Origin of the sequence: Sporosarcina sp. NCCP-2222 (genome assembly GCF_023168145.1) — a bacterium.
Lineage (GTDB): Bacteria > Bacillota > Bacilli > Bacillales_A > Planococcaceae > Sporosarcina.
Genome location: NZ_BQYK01000006.1, coordinates 166,760 through 186,876, shown reverse-complemented (window position 1 = coordinate 186,876; position 20,117 = coordinate 166,760). Strand labels below are relative to the sequence as shown.

Here is a 20,117-nt window from a genome sequence, read left to right as displayed (position 1 = left end):
GGGGGCAATGTCTGAAAAACTTATTACGAATGTAATGATGGTGCAGTCGGATGGAGGTATGCTAGAAGGAAACATCCAAGTGGAAGGATATCGAATCGCTCACGTGCAATCCGAACCGGTTGAAGGTTTTTCGGGCACTATTCTTAACGGCCAAGGTTTGTTGGCATTGCCAGGATTCATTGACATCCATATCCACGGGGCGGTCGGTTCAGATTTTATGGACGGAACGAAGCAAGCGTATGCGAATATCGCGAATGCCCTGCCGCGTGAGGGGACGACAGCGTTCCTGGCGACAACGATGACACAATCGCCCGAGGCAATCCGGACGGCAGTTGATTGCGGCAAGCATTTCATGGAAGAGCAACATCCGGAAGGTGCAGAAATGCTCGGCTTTCATCTGGAAGGGCCTTTCATTAATAAGGAACAAGCGGGCGCACAGCCAGCCGGTTACATAAGGCCGCCTTCCATGGAAATGATGGAACAATGGTTTGGCCATGATTTGGGCGGACTGTCGGTTGTTACGCTTGCGCCTGAGCTAGATGAGGATTTTCAAGTGACCAGGCAATTGGCGCTACGAAATGTTCTTGTATCTGCCGGGCATACAAACGCTGATTTCATAACAATCAAAGAAGCGGCTAGCCACGGGCTATCTCATTTGACTCATTTCGGCAATGCGATGAAGGGACTGCATCATCGTGAAATCGGAACAGTCGGTGCGGGCATGCTAATCGATGATATATTCTGCGAATTGATTGCTGACGGCGTCCATCTTTCGGAAGACATGATTCGATTGATGATTAAAACAATCGGTCCTGAACGGATGATACTCATTACTGATTCTATGATGGCAAAGGGAATGAAAGATGGTGTGTATACGCTTGGCGGTCAGGAAGTGACGGTGCAAGGGAGCCGGGCGACACTCAAAGACGGTACATTAGCGGGCAGTGTGCTGAAAATGAACGACGCGTTGAAACGTCTGCATGCTACTGGCACTGTGACTATGGAGGAACTCGTCGCATTATCCTCTGCCAATGCGGCGAAACAGCTTGGAGTCTATGATCGTAAGGGAAGCTTGACGGCGGGGAAGGATGCAGACATCGTATTGCTAGATGAGCAGTTCAATGTTGTGGCCACATTCTGCAGGGGGAGGATGGTGTACATAAACCGTGCGTTGGATCAAAGTGAAAGATTACGAGGAACTGAGTGAAAAGGCAGCGGAGATTCTGATGAATCAGCTGGAGAGCAAGCCGGACAGCGTAATTGGGCTCGCTACAGGGGGAACGCCGATTGGCATGTACGAGCGATTGGTCAGCCACTATCACCGCTGCGACATTTCATTCGCCCGCATTACGGCGTTTAATTTAGATGAATACATTGGGTTGGGCAAAGAGCAGCCGGAGAGTTTTTATTCCTACATGGAACACCATTTCTTTGGCCATGTCGATGTACCGGTTGCCAGCCGGCATATCCCGGATGGCATGGCGGAAAGTTTGGAGGAAGCATGTAAAGCGTACGAGGCGTCCATTGAGGCAAGCGGCGGAATCGATCTCCAAGTCGTCGGCATCGGGCAAAATGGGCATATCGGTTTCAATGAACCCGGGACCTCTTTCCAATCAACGACGCATGTGACGGAATTGTCCGTCTCCACCCGGCGGGCAAATGCCAAGTATTTTGATGGTAAAGAGATGCCGGAACAGGCAATTACGATGGGGCTGCAAACAATTATGAATGCCCGAAGCATTGTCTTGCTGGCGTACGGCCATGAAAAAAGGGAAGCACTGGACCAGTTGCGTACAGGTACGATAACAGAATCATTTCCCGCCAGCTGTCTGCATGAACATCCAAATGTGACAGTGCTATACGGGGAGGAAAGCGAGGGGAAAGGTTGAATGGCTGAAATGAAATTGGTCAACTTGACGAAGGAGTACGAAAAAGGCGTGATCGCCGTCAAAGACTTTAATTTGCATATAGAAGATAAGGAATTTATCGTGTTCGTCGGGCCTTCTGGCTGTGGTAAATCAACAACCTTACGGATGATTGCCGGTTTGGAAGATATATCAGACGGCCATTTTGAAATTGATGGCAAACGGATGAACGATGTGCCGCCGAAAAACCGCGACATCGCGATGGTATTCCAAAATTACGCGTTATATCCGCATATGACGGTCTATGAAAATATGGCGTTCAGCTTAAAACTTCGGAAAGTGTCCAAAAAAGAGATTGAGGAACGTGTGCATGAAGCTGCCAAAATATTAGGGCTGGAAGAGTATTTATCCCGTAAGCCAAAAGCGTTGTCGGGCGGGCAGCGCCAACGGGTAGCATTAGGGCGTGCCATTGTCCGGGATGCCAAAATTTTTCTAATGGACGAACCACTTTCGAATTTGGATGCCAAGCTTCGAGTGCAAATGCGGTCGGAAATTCAGAAGCTGCACAGACGGCTTCAGACGACAACGATTTATGTGACGCATGACCAAACAGAAGCAATGACGATGGCGACACGCCTCGTTGTGATGAAAGATGGCTTTATTCAACAAGTCGGGACGCCAAAAGAAGTATACGACAATCCGGTCAACGTATTTGTCGGCGGCTTCATAGGTTCGCCCGCAATGAACTTTTTCCCGGGCAAGTTAACGGAAACTGGTTTTGTCTTAGGCGAAACAACTGTTACCGTTCCAAGTGTGGAACGTGCCAGGTTAGCAGAGAAAGGGTATGCAGGGAAAGACTTGATACTCGGAGTGCGACCTGAAGATATTTATACAGATCCACAAATGATCGATTCCCATGCCCAATCGAAGTTCGAGGCGACAATCGAAGTGGCTGAATTGATGGGAGCCGAAACGTATTTGTATTCCAATTTGAATGGTGCTGACTTTATTGCGCGCATTGAAGCGGACACAGCCATCAAGCCGCTGGAAACAGTGACGCTTGCATTTGATATGAACAAAGCCCATTTCTTTGATTCGTCGACGGAAGAGAGAATATGAACAAAGGGTTGCCCCGGTAAAACGGGGCAACCCTTTTATATAGTAACTTTTCAAGTTTTCGTTTCAGTAATTCTCATTGAATTCATTTGCCGCGGTCAATGTTCCACTGGGTGTCTTCTAACCTAAGCAACGCAAGCCCTTCCTTCTCATGCGTCCTTGCGACCCTATAGCCGCGCCAGTGTGAATAAGTATCCTCAAAAACAGTACGTAGAATGCCATGTAAACTAAAAAGCCACTACTTGAATAAGAAATTAATGATATCATGTGTAATGGAAAAAGTCAATATTTTAATGGCGAAGACAGGCTTGCTAACATACTATTACTAGAAGGATAGCGACCAAGCGTAATAAATTTGTCAACTATTCTCCAATCATAGAACTGTTAAAATGATTTCTTTTCTTATATAATAAGTCTATCTTTCTAAAGGAGTTGGGGATGGCTTGAAGCCGAATCTAAAATTTGCAACAAAGATTGTCGTCCTGGTCCTCTTCGTCATGGGTGTAGTTGTCAGTGTCGGATGGTATGTCTCTGGTGCAAATAAAGGTGTTCAGGTGTCGTTCTCTGAAATGGAGAAAAAGATCCAAGAACATAGCGGTGAGCCACTCAAGCTCAAAGAAAAATCGGATGGTACGTTGTATTTGGAAAACGGGGACACGGTCTATGTAACGCAAGTCCGACCTGCAAGCCAGCTGGCAGAACAACTCGTTGAGAAATACAATCTTGCCTATAAATATGTGGATAATGGTCAATACGGCGGACTTATAATTGCCGGGATCATCCTCCTTTCTTTCATTACACTGCTCATACTTCACAAAAAAGGGAAAATCGGTGTCGGCCTTTCTTCCATGAAAAATGGAGCTTCGAAAGCGACTCCTCTGCCTAATGTGACATTGAGCGATATTGGGGGTCTTCCGGAAGAAATGAAGGAAGAGATCCACCAAACTTTATCGATAATTAAAGATCCTAAAAAAGCGGCGCAAATCGGTATTAGAGCGCCTAAAGGGGTTCTATTATACGGGCCTCCTGGTACAGGGAAAACGCTTCTTGCCCAAGCAATTGCCCAGGAAATAGGCGCGACATTCTTCTCTTCCAGCGGCTCTGCATTCACAGAACTATATGTCGGTGTCGGGGCTTCACGAGTTCGCACCTTGTTCGAAAATGCCCGCAAGCAGCGTCCCGCAGTCATTTTCATCGATGAGGTTGATGCGCTGGCAGGAAAACGGAAAGAGCACGGCGGGGAAGAATCCGAGAAGACCTTAACGGAATTACTCGTCCAATTAGATGGCGGAAAAGATAATGAAGATATTCTTTTCATTGCCGCTACGAACCGAAAAGATATGCTGGATGATGCATTTCTCCGACCGGGCCGTATCGATTATACGTTCAATGTCCCGCTTCCTGATACAAGCGGCCGCCGGGAAATCATCGATATCCATACAAAAGGGCGTCTGTTGTCTGAAGAAGTGTACGCATCACTCGATGTGTTAGCGGAAAGCACTTCCGGATTTTCCGGTGCAGAATTAAGTTCATTGTTTGAAACCGCCAGCAAGCGCGCAATCCGTGACGGCCGCGACCAAATCGGAAAAGGCGACTTGGATTTCGCAATTGACCGGACGATTTTAGGAAGCACATCCCGTGCATTGAATGACCCTGAAACGAAGCGCCGCGTCGCGATCCATGAATCGGGGCATGCCCTCGTTGCCGCCTTAACAAAACCGGGATCTGTCCGAAAAGCGACAATCATTCCACGAGGCCAGGCACTTGGTTATGTGGCGCCAATTCAAAAGGAACTCCACTTGCAGACAGCGAGCGAGCTAATGGATCAAGTCAGCATGATTTTGGCGGGCGGTGTCGCAGAACGGATCTACCTCGGGGAGCACAGCATCGGCGTCAGCGGTGACGTCCAACAAGCCAAAGACATCATTGAGCGGATGGTTGACACCGGCTTGTTCCAAGACAGCTTCACCCTCACCTTCAACAAAGGGGAAAAAGAAGAGAAGATGCAAAAAATATTCGGGGAAGCCTTACGCAAAACCGAAACACTCATTAAAGAATTTGCCCCTCAATTTGAACACCTGGTCGACGTCCTTTACCATAAAGAAACCCTCGACGGCGCAGAAGTCCAAGAAATCGTCGAAGGTGCCGGCGTCGAGCAAGCGTTGATTGTATATTAATGAAACAGGAAGCCATCCTCCGTTTGGGGGATGGTTTTTTTATGGGGTGATTGCTGGACTGGGCTGAAGTCATTGTCCGCGGAGCGAACTCCAGTCAATGAGGATGAATGCTAGAATCCCGGGCTGAATGCCAGAAAATAGGGTTGAACGCCAATAAATGCTGCCTGCGTGCTAATAAGCTAGGTTCCGCGCCAAATAAAATTGTTACACGCCAAAATCGCCAGCAGCCGCGCCAAATAAAGTCTCTTAACGCCAAATACAATAGCTACCGCGCCAAATAAAGTCTCCTAACGCCAAAACAGATAGCTGATGCGCCAAATAAGTAACCAAGTAATTCCAGAAAACCGGGCTAAACGCCAGAATCGGCGAGCTGAAGCCAGAAACCGTAGTTAAACGCCAGAAACCGGAGTTGAACGCCAGAAACCGGAGTTGAACGCCAGAAACCGGAGTTGAACGCCAGAAACCGGAGTTGAACGCCAGAAACCGGAGTTAAACGCCAGAAACCGTAGTTGAACGCCAGAAACCGGAGTTGAACGCCAGAAACCGTAGTTGAACGCCAGAAACCGTAGTTGAACGCCAGAAACCGTAGTTGAACACCAGAAACCGGAGTTGAACGCCAGAAGCGGCGAGCTGAAGCCAGAAACCGGAGTTGAACGCCAGAAACCGAAGTTGAACGCCAGAAACCGGAGTTGAACGCCAGAAACCAGAGTTGAACGCCAGAAACCGAAGTTGAACGCCAGAAACCGAAGTTGAACGCCAGAAACCGAAGTTGAACGCCAGAAACCGTAGTTGAACGCCAAAAACTCGAGTTGAACGCCAATAACTGGAGTTGAACGCCAAAATCCAGAGCTGAACGCCAATAAAAATCGATTCCAAGCGTCAAAACGGCCAGCATTACGCGTCAAAAACACTCCGAACATGCTAAATACACCAGTTCTAGCGCCACTTGCAGCTCAACAGTTTAATAAGGTCATACTTCTCCTGCAGTTCCTCAGCCCAGGAATGCTATCCGTCTTCAAGCAATCTTTAATGCCCCAAAACTCCAGCCTGAATACCGCTTCTATAACTTTCCTCACATTGCCAAATCAGACGAAACTCACTAAGATTCCAATGGAATATATGTCAAACGATATAGAGAAAACCTTTGAAATCTTACAAAAAGTCGCATGGAAACGCTCTCAAGGCAATGGTACGATGAGTATGAAGTCTTGCAGAATATGAATCTTGCAAGGGAAAGGGAGCGGTTTTTCCAATTGTACCGTGGAATACTAACTTTGAGAGGAGAACGGTTACATGAGAAGTAAGAAATGGAAAAAAGGGTTGAATGGCTTGCTGTCGGTTGGGTTGATTGCAAGTTTGATCGTTCCAACTTTTCCGGCTGTTGTGCGATCGGCTACGACAGCGGAAGATTTGATTATTTCGGAGTATGTAGAAGGAAGTAGTTTTAATAAAGCGATTGAGCTATATAATGGGACAGGCGCTCCGGTCAATCTAGGCGAGTACACGCTGGAGCTGTATGCGAATGGGGCAACGGCGCCTTCTGCTTCGCTCACATTATCCGGCACTTTAGCCGAAGAGGACACGTTTGTCCTGACGCATCGGGATGCGGTAGCGGAGTTAAAAGCAAAAGGGGATTTTGAAAATACGAGCGTTATTAATTTTAATGGGGATGACGCGCTTGTTTTGAAGCATGAAGGAGCTGTCATCGATTCATTTGGACAAGTTGGGGCACGCAGCAACTGGGGAACTGACGTGACGCTTGTGCGGAAATCTTCCGTGACAGAAGGAGACCGTGTTATTAATGATTCATTCAATCGTGATGATGAGTGGGTTGTTTATCCGAAAGATACATTTGACTATCTTGGCCAGCATCAAATGGATGGAGGCGGTGCTCCTGTAGAACCGGGTGATCCAGAAGATCCTGCTGGAACTGTCACGATTGCTGAAGCACGCAGTATGGCTGTTGGGGAGACTGTGACGATTAAAGGAGTCGTAGCGGCTACCCTTAAAAACACGATTTCCGTCCAAGATGAAACAGGTGGGATCGCAGTTAGACCGACCTCACTTGCAGCAACTGTGGGAGATGAAGTCGTCTTAACTGGTACACTCGCAGATTATCGCGGATTGCTCCAATTGGACAAGGCGACCCTTGTCGAGAAAAAGGAACAAGTCGGTGCTCCTGCCCCTAAAGTCATTACGGGTGCGGATGTGAACGAAGCCAATGAATCCCAGCTTGTTACGGTGCATAACGTCATTCTTTCTGACGTGCAGGCAGGCAGCGGATGGGCGAATTACTTGGCAACAGATGGATCGGAATTCATTGTCCGTGATGAAACAGCTGCACTCGGACTTGCGGTTGGAACGACGTATGATTCCATTACAGGTATCATTCAGCAGTTTGACAACGACTATCAACTGATTCCGCGTTCCGCGCAAGACATTGTAGTCGACAGCTCCATTATCCAGCCGGTTGTCGCAACGCCTGGAAGCGGAACGTATGTCGGAGGCACAAAAGTCTCGCTGTCGACACAGACAGCTGATGCGGACATCCTATTCACATTGGATGGAACGGATCCAATTGAAAATGGCGCCACTTATGCGGAGCCAATTGACATTCAAGAATCAACAACTATCCAGGCGGTCGTCCGGACAAATGATGGTCGCTATAGCGATGTTAAAACTTTCACTTATACGATTACGGAAAGCTTGAAGATCCATGACATTCAAGGGGATGGCCATGTATCGCCATTCAATAATCAAGTGGTCGAAGGCGTAGAAGGGATTGTGACATATAAGTACGAGCTGAATGGTTCGACGTATTACCACATTCAAACACCTGATGATCAACGTGATGGTGATTTGAATACTTCGGAAGCGATTGTACTTTATAGCGGAAAAGACACGTGGAAACTAGCTATCGGTGATTTGGTGTCTGTATCAGGTCAAGTAAGCGAATACGCGATTGATGGATACGCGGATAGACAAGAAACTGATTTGAAGACGACACAAATCAATGTGCGGGATGACCGTGGCGGCAAGGTGACGATCCTTAAACGCAATGTTCCACTTCCTACCCCGTTTGTCATTGATGAAAACAATTTGCCGGCATCGCATATCGCAAGCCCGAACTTTGCGGAATTCGATCCGACTAAATATGCAGCGGATTTCTGGGAAAGCCGTGAAGCAATGCTTGTGGAAGTGGGCACTGTGAAGGCAGTCGGGCCACAGCAGCATGGCGATCTTGTAACAGTATTTGAAAATGTTCCGACTGAAACGATCATGGGCGGAATTCTTCTGAAGGAAAACGATGAAAACGCGGATCGTGTCCAATTCCGACTAGAGCCGAACGGACCGGCACGCGAGTTTGAAGTAGCGACAGGCGATCAATTTGAAGGTCCTATCACAGGAGTCGTGGGCTATTCATTCCAAAACTATAAGATCTACACGTCATTAGATAAGATGAGAGCGGCCCATCGTAAAGGGGAAGCTACACCTGAAAAAACGACGATTGTAAAAGCGGATGACAAGCTGACGATCGCTTCGTATAATCTGGAGAACTTCTCGAACAACCGGAAAACAACAACCGACGACAAAGCGAGGAAACTGGCGAGAGCAATCGCATCTGATATGCAAAGCCCGGATATCGTTGGTGTAACAGAGGTGCAGGACAATAATGGACCAGATGCAGGCGATTCTCGTGCAAATCAAAGCTATGAGCGCCTAATCCAAGCAATTGTCGAAGCGGGCGGAGTGCAATACGAATATGTCAATATCGATCCAGTCAATAATGAAGACGGCGGGCAGCCAAATGCCAACATCCGTGTTGGATTCTTGTACAATCCGGCGCGTGTCTCCTTGACGGAAGGCAGCCCAGCAGGTGATGCAACTACTGCAGTCGGCTATGAAAACGGAAAATTAACGTTGAACCCTGGACGTATTGACCCGAACAATGAAGCGTTTGCGAGCAGCCGCAAGCCGCTTGCGGCACAATTCGATTTCCAAGGGGAATCTATTGTCGTTATTGCGAACCACTGGAATTCAAAAAATGGAGACACACCGGCATTTGGTGCAATCCAGCCACCGGTTCTTGGCAGTGAAGTACAGCGAAAGAAAATCGCGAAAATCGTCTATGATTTCATCGGAGAAATCAAAACAGAAAATCCGGATGCTAATGTCGTATCCCTCGGTGATTTTAACGATTTCCAATTCTCTCAAGCGATCAAAATCCATGAAGGCGAGTTAATGACGGATATGATCAACCGCGTGGAAGAATCCGATCGTTACTCTTATGTCTACCAAGGAAATTCACAAGTGCTCGACCATATTCTAGTTTCAAACAACCTGGCAGATCAGACGGAAATTGATATGCTGCACATCAATGCGGATTTCACGGATATGGCAGGTCGTGCGAGCGATCATGATCCGGTCATGGTGCAAATCGAGTTTAAAGCTCCAGTTATTTGGGAGCCGGTTCCGATTAAGAAAGTATATACGTTAGTAAATGAGCATAAAAAGCAAATAGTTGTAGCCGAGCCAAGTGTCTCCGTTTCAATGGATGCTGCTTCTTCACTAAAGGAAGGCCTTTATTTAAAAGGGGATTATATAGAGTTGACGGGAGAAGGCTTCAAGACGAACCGTGTCATTCTACAGCCGAAGAAAAAAGGCTTGATCGTAGATATGAAAGGCACCGAGATGGGGCATATCATTGTAGAAGGATCGAATCCTCTTGAAGTCAGAGGAGCGGAGAATATCCGAAAAATCGACTTTGTAAAAGGTGCAGATCCATCAAAAGTTGTTTTCTACAATTCAAAAGGCAAGCGAATTCAGGTGCCGGCTGTCAATCAAGCACCTGTTGTGACAAAGCCGATTGCTAATCAAAATGTGAAAGTCGGAGAGACGATTACCATCAATCTCTCCGAGCATTTCTCCGACCCGGATGGCGACAAATTAAGTTATTCAGCGACAAAGGGAACAGTCGATATCGCGAAAGGAACTTTGACGCTTTCTCTTGAAAAAGGGGATCATATCGTCGGTGTCACAGCGACGGATGGAGAAAAGACAGTCACTGCAAGCTTTACAGTAGTCGTAACAGAAGAAGAAGAAGCAACTCCTGAAAATGACTATTATAAAAATGCTGTTGGAAAAGAAGGGCAGGCATTGAAGACGGCCCTTCATGATATCATCGCGGATCATCGGAAACTGACATATACCCAAGTGTGGGATGCATTGAAACAGACAGATGAAGATCCCGCGAATCCAAACAATGTCATCTTGATCTATTCCGGCGAATCACGTTCGAAAGATCGGAATGGAGGCAATGTCGGTGACTGGAACCGCGAGCATGTCTGGGCTAAGTCACACGGCAACTTTGGCACAACAGTTGGTCCAGGAACAGATATTCATCACTTGCGCCCGACAGATGTCCAAGTGAATAGCTCGCGTGGAAATCTAGACTTTGACAATGGAGGAAGCCCAGTGAGTGGGTGTAACGGCTGTTACAAGACAGCGAACTCCTTTGAGCCACCCGATCGGGTGAAGGGCGACGTAGCGAGAATGCTGTTTTACATGGCGACACGCTATGAAGCGGGCGACCGAGTTGATCTAGAGCTGAATGAACGTCTAGGAAACGGAACAGCGCCGTACCACGGCAAACTGTCCGTCCTTCTTGAATGGCATAAGCAGGATCCGGTCGATGCCTTCGAACGCAATCGGAATGAAGTCATCTTTTCCATTCAAGGCAACCGAAATCCTTTTATTGACCATCCAGAATGGGTGGAGTCCATTTGGGGACAAACAAGCACAGAAGACTTGCGGAAAGCTTCATAAAACGAGAAAACCAGAGATGCTCATTCTCTGGTTTTTTCATGGAATCAATAAAAGAAAACTAGACAAAATAGTGAATTGGGGGTATCCTGTTAACAGTATATGGAATTTAGTTGAAGGGAAGACGAATATATTGAAGAAATGCATCACCGCACTATTTGCAGTTCTTATCGCACTCACATTTTCAGTCAGCTCTGCACCAGCCCTTGCAAAAGGCGAGAAAGTGATCGCCTATAAAAACTGTACCGAGCTGAACAAAGTATACAAAGGCGGCGTTGCCCAATCCGCGAACGTGAAAAATAAAGGCGGGAAGACGAAGTATACCCCTTTTGTATCGAAAGAACTTTACAATAAAAATACCAAGCTGGATCGTGATAAAGATTTTATTGCTTGTGAGAAATAAGTACAATGGATAGTAATATAAACCGGCTGTGAAAGAGGGTATCTCCTTTATTCGCAGCCGGTTTTCCTTTTTAACCCCATTTTATAGTGCAAATTTACCTTTTACATAGCAAAGTTTAATTCATATCTGAATGACCCCCAGAAAATCAAAACATAGTTCGAACAACTAGTTGTCAGCATAGACAAAAACGTAAAAAAGGATGATGAGAATATGAAAAAGAAATGGAAAAAATCCGGAGTGGCACTTTTAATTGCAGGTTTGACAGTATCAGGGACGGGCTATGTATGGGCGAACGCTGAGGAAGTAATCGATCTTAGCAATCTGAATAAAAAAGCAGATGAAGCAGCTGCTACTACAGCAGAAGAGACAGAGGCGAAAGTCGAAACATCAGAAAGCACGGAGGTGCCAGCAGTTTCGAATGAGGCAAAAGATGAGAATGAAGAAAAAGCAGAGGAGCAGGTAAAGGAAGATCAGGCTGAAGAAAAATTACCAGCAATTCCGGAAGGTTATACTGCAGACAATCTGGCAGCACTCGCAAAAGCGTATGACAAAGTCGAAAATCCAAACGCCAAAGCATCTATTAAACGTAATTACGAACGCGCTTTAGAAAAGTGGGAAGCGAAACAATCAAAAGAATCGACTGTAGAGGCAGATAATAAAGCCGAGCAAACGACAGAAAACAAAGCTGCCGAGCCTTCAATTGAGGAAAAAAATGAAAGCGTATCAGCAGAGCCAGTAAAACAAGAAGTAAAAACAAAAGCACAAACAAACGTGGAACTAAAGACAGAGCGGAAAGCTTTACAAGTAAAGCAAAAAGAAGAACTTCGTGTGCAAAAACAAAAGCAAAAAGAGAAATTCCATGCTCTTAAAGCGGCTCAGAAAGAAGTCCGGAACGAATTGAAATCGAAGGAGAAAGCAGCACGTGTCGAGTTGAAAACTACTGAAAAAGAACTGCGTGCCGAAGTGAAGGTTGAGCGGAAAGCAGAGAAAGCCAAAAAGCAAGTTGAGAAAAAAGAGAATAACAAGTAAAAATTAACAGGCAAAACATCTTTTCAATACCCGGTGCACCCATTACAATCATAAGCAATCGGGTTTAGTGGGAACGGAGGGTATGTATGTTCTTGTCATTAATTCAAGGAATGTTTCATAGCAGAAAAACAGACCATACATTACACGAACAAGTATGGAAGGCGAAAAGAGGGGATGAGGAGGTCATGAACGACCTCCTCTCCACATATACACCATTCATGAAAAAAACGGCTTCCTTCATTTGTAACCGCCGCATAGATGAACATGATGATGAATTTAGCATAGCAATGAATGCATTTCATGAAGCTATTTTAACGTTTGAAACAACACGTTATGCTTCTCTAACAACATTTGCGTATTTGGTCATTAAGAGAAGACTCATTGATTTTATTCGAAAAGAAACGGCATATAGTACTCCCGTCCTTCTTGTGGATGCAAACAAGGAGGCGGATGCAAGTGTTGATGAACTACATCCTGTTTTCACTCAGGTTTCCATACAGCAACATACAGAAGAGCATCGAGCCAGGGAAAGAAAAGACGAGATACGACGATTTAATGTTTTACTTACCACATACGGATTATCATTCGGTGAATTAAGCCGAACCTCACCAAAGCATGCTGATACTAGAAGAACCGCCATCCAGATTGCTCAAATTATAGCTGAAACGCCCACTCTTTTTGATTTTATGGACAGCAAGAAGCAGTTGCCGATAAAAGAGCTGGAACGTCTAGTCGATGTATCCAGAAAAACAATTGAGCGGCATAGGAAATATATTATGGCGATCGTCCTGCTATTGAAAGGCGATTTTATATACATACAGGATTACGTTAAAGGGGACATCATATGATGCGTACTAATAGAGGCATAGTTTGTGAGACGAAAACTGCATATACCGTGTTTTTGACGAGCGAAGGGGAATTTGTGCGCGGATGTCCTATTGGCGATAAACCTGAAATTGGGCAAGAGGTGGAATTTCATCCACTTACAGTCCCCGGCCGTAAGAAGCCTTTACTATACGGCCCTGTTATTGCTGTTGCGATGCTGTTGGTAGTTCTCTTTGCATCTATTTATCCGGATAATGAAAAGGCACTTGCCTATGTACAAATGGAGTCGAAAGCTGCCTTGGAATTCGGTGTTGATCAACGTGGCATGGTAGTTGGCTATCATCAATTTGGCGAGACACAGAAGTTGGTATCTGAAGCGTTGCTTTCTGAATGGGTTGGATTGCCAATCCAAGATGTTCTCGGGAAGGCGGCGATTGAGATAGCTGATGAAAGTGGTACAGAGGAGATGGTAGTAACGCTTGTCTTCAAAGATAATGAGAAAAGCGCCAAGATGAAAGATATTATAAATAACGCAATCAAAGCAGCCAGCGACAGTCAGCAAGAAGTGAAGCTTCAGGTAGTTGAAAGCTCCGTACAAGAACGAAATCGAGCAAAGAAAAAAGATACCTCCATTCAGCAATATAAAAAGAAACAAAACAATCAGCCGAAGTCCCATAGTTCCGATACAGATATGAAAAAAGAAGTAGAAAGCGAAAAGAGTGCAGGAGAGCACAACAGCGGACAAATAAAGATAGAAAAAGCCATTCGTCCGAATTCCGCACTCGAAATACGACAAAATGGACAAAAGAAAACAAATAAAGCCATCATAGAGAAAGAGCCATTTGAAAATATTCCAACCAGAGAAGTTGCTGAAAAACGACAGAACACAACAAGAAAGACGGAGCGGCTTGATATACGAAAAGAAATCAAAAGCCATGCACAAAAGAAGCCTGCTGGCAATGGACAAAAACCAAAGAAGCCGGGATCTCAGAATCATCACGGCATAGGGAATCAAAAAGGTGAAAAAATGCATCAGGAAAATAAGAAAGCGGATCAGGCGTCCCAGTGAAGTGAACCCCAAAAGTTAGAGGAGACATCTAACCTTTGGGGTGTTTTAATGTGAAGTTAGCGAATTAAAATTTTTATATCCTTCTCATTTCCCTTTACTAATTCATCAAGATGTTCACTTACTTCCTTATTATACGCTGCTAGTTCCTCATCGTTAGATGCTTCTAGTTGCCGAACTGCTTTTTGTGTATATTCCATTATATATAAACTTCTTACACTTGTAATTTCTATCCACTCCTTAAAATATTCCTCAGGTTCCATGCCCAACTTGCGAGCTTGTGATTTAATAAACGATCGCTGAGAATTTTCCATTTCAATGTCATCTAAAGACATCGTTTCCCAGGTTTTCCTCATCGAATCAATTTTATCAGGTACGTCTGTATTCATTTTTTTAGCTTCTTGTATCATTAATTCCATTCGTACGGCATCATCAATACTACTCAATACTTCTTCATCAGCATACAAGAAACGCATTTCTCCTATTGTAATCTCTTTGTCTCTCACAATTGCAGCAACGTCGCTGTCATCATAATCTTTTAAACTCCGATGTTCGTTACTATCACAGCCTATAAGCGAAATCAATACAGACATAGCAATTATAAAAAGAGAAATTCTCTTCAAGAAACACTCCTCCTAACAATACTTACTCTCCTATATACGCAATAAGAGTAAGAAAGTTCCGTTAAATTCAAAGGGAGTGACATTAATTACAGAAGACCAAAACAAACAACCGAGCGGAAGGATCGATGACAAACAAATTTTAATAAGAAAGGAAGTACAGAACGAATAATAGGCTCTTTTGGGAAATAGTAAATATGCAAAAGAATGGACGTTCAAATGCTTGAACGTCCATTCAGCCTGTTGACAAACGCTTTCATACGTTGTTGCTCGGCTCGCTCGTCCTCTCATGAACTTTAGTTCTATTCGAGTCTTCGCTCGCCTTCGCGCCTAGTCTGGCAAGCGTTTTCAAGCCAGGCTGAGGTGTGTGCTAATTAGTCGAAAAAGCAATTACAAAAGTATAGGCAAAGTTAAAATCGACTTTGTTTACACTCTGAATGGACGTTCAAATGCTTGAACGTCCATTAGAAAAGAGAATAGTAGTCAGTAATCAAAAGGTTTGTGTAGCAATTTGTGTCTGTTAAAGAAGCTAGCGGCAGACAGGAGGACACCCTAGAAATTTTTTTGTTTTTGTATAACCATCCTGCTATTCGGCAGTGTCGGTAGTCGTGCCATGTTAATGGAGAGATCCTGCCCTTGCAGGACTTCATAATCTAATTCATTTACAAAGTAGAAAATACTCGCTTTCATGATCGTTACGGTCACATCTTCTCCCGGGCAGCGGTGGCCGGTTGTCACATGACCCCCGCCTTGTGGCACAAAGTTATACAAATCCACTTGCTCTTCATCAAACCGATCAGGCTTGAATTGGTCAGGGTTTCTCCAACATTCGGGGTCATGATTCGTGCCGTAGAGATCAATGAGAACGGTGTCTCCTTTTTTGAAATGGACCCCTTTCCATTCAAATTCCGTTTTCGCCATCGCACCGAGAAATGGAGCAAATGGATAGTAGCGGCGGACTTCCTGAACAAAATTTTCCAAGTAGTGGTCGCCATGCTGACGTATTTTATTTTTCTCCTCTGGGAACTGGTACAAGGCGAGCATGCCAAAAATAATAAAGCGAGCCACTGCCACAATTGGGCGTATGATATTTATCAACTCAACTGCAGCCATATGAGTATCGAGCAGGTTCCCGTTTTCGTCCCGGTGTTTCGCAATGGCTTCTAATGCACTTCCATTGTGTGGAATTTCTCCTCGGCGATACTCCTCAATTAACGACTCTATCCATTTTTCTGTCCTGATGCGTGCATCCCTTCCTTCGCGATACCGTGGACCGACTCCGCCGAGAGCATCAATCAATGCACCCAAATCATATGCACGTGTTGAGACTTCTGACTCCTTTAATGGCACGCCGGCCCACAGACAAGCCACTTCGCATAGCACTTCCTCTGCTTCATCAAACAATACAACCGATTTGTCAGTAGTCCACTTCTTCGTTCGAGCACGCCATTGCTCCAGGGTCAACTCTTGCAAATAGGAAAGTCGCTCTTTTGTCATTAATGATAGAAATAATGCCTTTCGAACATGGTGGGCAGAGCCGTCCATCGTTTGAATGCCCTTCTCTCCGAAAAGTGTCTTCTGCACACGTTTTGGTATAGCTCCAGATCGTTGAAAACGAGAAGCATCATAAAATAATTCCACAGCCTCCCGTCCTACCATGCAAATCATTTTCTTTCCCATCAAGCGGGTTTCAAACACCTTGGTTTGGAAGGAATCAAACCGCTTCTGCATGAAGCGATAGCCTTCCGTTAACAAATCAAATGTATGGTCCAATCCATTTTCTTTTGGTAAGTTCACCATTCTTCACTCCTCATCATTCTTGTTACATAGAACATTCCCTGCTTTGAAGCGAAGTAATCTGTTAGGATAATTGTGACGGAATTACGGTTTCTATATAATGAATTTATAGAAAAGTGGGAAAGGAGACGGTTATCATGAAAAACTATCTGCAATCGAAAGAGTCTGAGATGCTGGCGCTGTTGGAACGGCTTGTTTCCATCGATTCCGGTTCGGCCTATAAGGAAGGTGTTGATAAAGTAGGAGAGGTGTTGCGGGAACAGTATACGCAGGTTGGCTTCTGTCCAAAGATTTACGAGCAATCGAAAACTGGGGACAACATCGTTTTGACTTTGCAAGATAGCGTGACTAAACCGATCATCCTGTTGATCGCCCATATGGATACGGTCTTTAAAACAGGTACAGCGAAGCAGCGGCCATTCACGGTCAAGGGGGAACGGGCTTATGGGCCAGGGGTCATCGATATGAAAGCGAGCCAAGTTGCTCTGCTATATACAATGAAAGCACTCAAAGAGCATCATCCTGACGTACTTGGGCATGTCCAGATTGTCTTGAATGGAGATGAAGAGATCGGGTCGCCGACATCTCGATCGCTGATTGAAGAATACGCGGCAGGCAAACAATATGCCCTTGTCATGGAGCCGGCGCGGAAAGATGGTTCTCTCGTTACGGCTCGTCGAGGCGGGGGACGGTATACGATGTATATTAAAGGCAAGGGGGCTCATTCGGGCATCGAACCGCAGAATGGCATTAGTGCAATTGAGGAACTAGCGCACAAAATCATTAAGTTGCATGCTCTGACAGACCATGAAGCGGGCGTCAGTGTCAGTGTCGGCATCGTTGAAGGCGGGGAGTCAGTCAATACGATTGCCCCTTCGGCAGTAGGCCATGTAGATGTTCGGATTACATTCGCGGATCAAGCGGAGTGGCTGGATCGGAGGATACGAGAGATTTGTGAGGTGCCGGATGTAGCGGGAACGAGCATTGTATTGGAAGGTGGCCTCAACCGTCCTCCAATGGAGAAGAATGAGCAAACGGTGGAGTTGCTTAACATTATTCAAAAGGTTGGCAAGGAGCTGGGGATTACCATTACGGATGTTGCAACAGGCGGGGGGTCGGATGCTTCGTTTACATCTAGCTTAGGTATCCCTACGATTGATGGACTTGGACCAATTGGAGGAAATGCACATAGCGATGAAGAATATTTGGAAATTGCATCTTTAGTTGAACGGACTGAATTGCTTGCGAATGTTTTAGTAAATCTGGTTGAAAAACAGTAGAATTGTGAGACGCCTTGGAGAATTATTTCCATGGCGTTTTATTATGGAAAAATAAATATCTATTTTATTTACATGAATTCACTATAGTCTGCTATTTATTTTTATATAGTATTAAAAATATAATTCTCCATTTCAAGATATTTTTTATAGAGGCTATTAAAACTAGAACTTTCGTACCGATAATTTAAGTATAATAACAGAGAATGGTATTTTATAGGATGATTTTTTCCGGAAATGGTGTTTCCCTTGCACTAGGGGTTCAATTTTCACAAGGGAAAGTTATTGTAATGAAACTACTAAATCATGGTGAGGAGTCTAGGTATGACAATTGGAAAAAAGATTTATGGTGGTTTCGGCATTGTGCTATTAATAATGGTTACATTTTCTATTTACAGTATTTATCAACTGAAGAGTGTGAAGAGCGACTATGAGGAAATGATAGATAACAGAGTGAAACAATCTGAACTAGCGAATGATATCCAGAGACAAATGGCGTTGCAAGGTCTGTATATCCGGGCATACATACTACAACAGGATGAACACTCCTTAAACAGTCTGAGTGAAAACCAACAAATATTGAAAGACCGTGTAAACGATCTGGATGGCTATGTCCATTCAGATGAAATGAAAGGATATCTTAAGGATGTTAAAGAAAAAATTACACTATTCGACCAGGGAGCAGCAGGGATAGTTGAACAAGTTCAAAAAGGTAATCTCGACGAAGCAGCCACAGCGATGAACGGAAAAGTTCGTGAGGCGAACATGGGTATTCAGGCAGCTGCTCAAAACATGATCAACTACCAAGCTAAGCATGTATCGCTTGATCGGGCGGCAACTGACAAGAAGGCATCCCAGGCAATGATGGGATTAATTCTTACTTCAATAGTTGACGTTATACTTGGTTTACTAATAGCCACCTTGATTAACAGGAATATTTCTAGGCCTGTTAAACGATTGGCGGAAGCTTCAAGCATTATTGCAAATGGGGATCTTACGAAAGAGGATATTATTGTTAAATCAAAAGATGAGTTGAATGAGTTAGCAACTGCCTTTAATACAATGAAGCACAACTTGCGCACTGTACTCGGTCATGTAAGTGAAAATGTGTTGCATGTGACAGCTTCGGCAGAGGAGCTATCTGCAAGTACGGAAGAAGTAACCCGCTCTTCTCGTGGGATAAATAAAAACATGGAAGCAATGTTGGGCGGCTCTCAAATCGCAGCGACTTCCGCAAAAGAAAGTTCATATGCTATGGAAGAAACAGCATCAGGTGTACAGCGAATAGCGGAATCAGCCCAAGGACTACTGCAAAATGCTTCAAACACTGAAAAACTGGCAGGTGACAGTGAGAAATCCGTTAAGACTGCGAAAGACCAGATGAATCTCATTTATGATTCTTCTTATCAAACAAATGAGCTAATAAAGAGACTTAGTGAACAGACGGCTGAAATCGAACATATAACGAAAGTCATTACGGATATTACGGAGCAGACGAATCTACTTGCATTAAATGCTGCAATCGAAGCGGCACGTGCAGGGGAGCACGGGAAAGGCTTTGCGGTCGTGGCGGATGAAGTTCGCAAACTGGCAGAGCAATCAAAACAATCGGCTACTCAAATTGTGGATGTGACAGCTGAGATTCAGAAAAACACCAAAAATGTGGAACAAGCTGTTTCAAAAAGTTTAGCGAATGTTGAGGCGGGCGTGAAAGTGATCGACGAAGCAGGTGACGCATTTTCCATCATTGTTAATGCAGTCCAAATGATGAATGGACAAATAGAGGAGGTTTCGGCTGCGACGGAAGAAATATCGGCGAGTGCTGAGCAGGTTTCAGCATCTGTACAAGAAATAGCGATACAGGCTGATGTTTCGACTAGCCAGAATGAGGAGAATACAGCTGCCATTCAAGAGCAATTAGCGACGATTGAAGAGATCAATGCAGTCGCAAATGATCTGAGTAAACGGGCAATGGATCTTCAGGAGATGATTCAACAGTTTTCAATATAACTAGTAGCTGGGACAGCATTTAATTGCTGTCCTTTTTTAAATGACAATATATCTGAATAGTATTAAAATAACTTGTAATCCGAAGATTCCGTTGATAGTATAAAAGAAA

14 protein-coding genes are annotated in these 20,117 nt (G+C 44.8%); 11 read left to right on the top strand and 3 right to left on the bottom strand.

What is annotated here, in order from left to right; all coding sequences use genetic code 11:
- Nucleotides 1-7: 7 nt before the first annotated feature.
- From nagA to NCCP2222_RS14225, 4 genes are all read left to right on the top strand, one after another.
- Nucleotides 8-1,207, top strand: a complete 1,200-nt coding sequence (gene nagA / locus NCCP2222_RS14240) for an N-acetylglucosamine-6-phosphate deacetylase (RefSeq protein WP_248513009.1) — start codon at nucleotides 8-10, stop codon at nucleotides 1,205-1,207.
- Nucleotides 1,167-1,889, top strand: coding sequence for a glucosamine-6-phosphate deaminase (nagB, locus tag NCCP2222_RS14235; protein ID WP_248513008.1), 723 nt, complete (start codon nucleotides 1,167-1,169; stop codon nucleotides 1,887-1,889). Before nagA ends, nagB begins: the two co-directional genes overlap by 41 nt.
- Complete coding sequence (locus tag NCCP2222_RS14230) at nucleotides 1,890-2,984, top strand: ABC transporter ATP-binding protein (protein WP_248513007.1); 1,095 nt, start codon at nucleotides 1,890-1,892, stop codon at nucleotides 2,982-2,984. It begins immediately after the preceding gene.
- 440 nt (nucleotides 2,985-3,424) lie between these two features.
- On the top strand, nucleotides 3,425-5,158 hold the full coding sequence (locus NCCP2222_RS14225; RefSeq protein WP_375709191.1) for an AAA family ATPase: 1,734 nt from the start codon (nucleotides 3,425-3,427) through the stop codon (nucleotides 5,156-5,158).
- 389 nt (nucleotides 5,159-5,547) lie between these two features.
- Here NCCP2222_RS14225 and NCCP2222_RS14220 read toward each other — a convergent pair whose 3' ends face one another.
- Nucleotides 5,548-6,078: a hypothetical protein gene (locus NCCP2222_RS14220; protein WP_248513006.1), complete on the bottom strand. Its 531-nt coding sequence runs from the start codon at nucleotides 6,076-6,078 to the stop codon at nucleotides 5,548-5,550.
- Nucleotides 6,079-6,451: 373 nt separating this feature from the next.
- Between NCCP2222_RS14220 and NCCP2222_RS14215 the strand changes: the two genes are divergently transcribed.
- From NCCP2222_RS14215 to NCCP2222_RS14195, 5 genes are all read left to right on the top strand, one after another.
- Nucleotides 6,452-10,984, top strand: a complete 4,533-nt coding sequence (locus NCCP2222_RS14215) for an endonuclease (RefSeq protein ID WP_248513005.1) — start codon at nucleotides 6,452-6,454, stop codon at nucleotides 10,982-10,984.
- Between the two features lie 166 nt (nucleotides 10,985-11,150).
- Nucleotides 11,151-11,384, top strand: a complete 234-nt coding sequence (locus NCCP2222_RS14210; RefSeq protein ID WP_248513075.1) for an excalibur calcium-binding domain-containing protein — start codon at nucleotides 11,151-11,153, stop codon at nucleotides 11,382-11,384.
- 210 nt (nucleotides 11,385-11,594) lie between these two features.
- Nucleotides 11,595-12,413 carry a hypothetical protein gene (locus NCCP2222_RS14205; protein ID WP_248513004.1) on the top strand — a complete coding sequence of 273 codons (819 nt, stop codon included), beginning with the start codon at nucleotides 11,595-11,597 and terminating at the stop codon, nucleotides 12,411-12,413.
- Between the two features lie 86 nt (nucleotides 12,414-12,499).
- Nucleotides 12,500-13,261: an RNA polymerase sigma-I factor gene (sigI, locus tag NCCP2222_RS14200; protein WP_248513003.1), complete on the top strand. Its 762-nt coding sequence runs from the start codon at nucleotides 12,500-12,502 to the stop codon at nucleotides 13,259-13,261.
- The gene (locus NCCP2222_RS14195) at nucleotides 13,261-14,307 is read left to right on the top strand and encodes an anti-sigma factor domain-containing protein (protein WP_248513002.1); all 1,047 of its coding nucleotides are present in this window, start codon (nucleotides 13,261-13,263) and stop codon (nucleotides 14,305-14,307) included. Before sigI ends, NCCP2222_RS14195 begins: the two co-directional genes overlap by 1 nt.
- A 56-nt stretch (nucleotides 14,308-14,363) precedes the next feature.
- Here the strand turns inward: NCCP2222_RS14195 and NCCP2222_RS14190 are convergent, their stop codons facing one another.
- A complete protein-coding gene (locus tag NCCP2222_RS14190; RefSeq protein ID WP_248513001.1) occupies nucleotides 14,364-14,927 on the bottom strand; it encodes a hypothetical protein in 564 nt (187 codons plus the stop codon).
- 549 nt (nucleotides 14,928-15,476) lie between these two features.
- Nucleotides 15,477-16,724 carry a CYP152 family fatty-acid peroxygenase CypC gene (gene cypC / locus NCCP2222_RS14185; RefSeq protein ID WP_248513000.1) on the bottom strand — a complete coding sequence of 416 codons (1,248 nt, stop codon included), beginning with the start codon at nucleotides 16,722-16,724 and terminating at the stop codon, nucleotides 15,477-15,479.
- A 134-nt stretch (nucleotides 16,725-16,858) separates the two neighbouring features.
- Between cypC and NCCP2222_RS14180 the strand changes: the two genes are divergently transcribed.
- Together NCCP2222_RS14180 and NCCP2222_RS14175 are read left to right on the top strand one after the other, a co-directional pair.
- The gene (locus NCCP2222_RS14180) at nucleotides 16,859-18,001 is read left to right on the top strand and encodes a M20 family metallopeptidase (protein ID WP_248512999.1); all 1,143 of its coding nucleotides are present in this window, start codon (nucleotides 16,859-16,861) and stop codon (nucleotides 17,999-18,001) included.
- Nucleotides 18,002-18,322: 321 nt separating this feature from the next.
- Entirely contained in the window at nucleotides 18,323-20,008 is a 1,686-nt protein-coding gene (locus tag NCCP2222_RS14175) for a methyl-accepting chemotaxis protein (protein ID WP_248512998.1), read from the top strand.
- The last annotated feature ends 109 nt before the right edge of the window (nucleotides 20,009-20,117 follow it).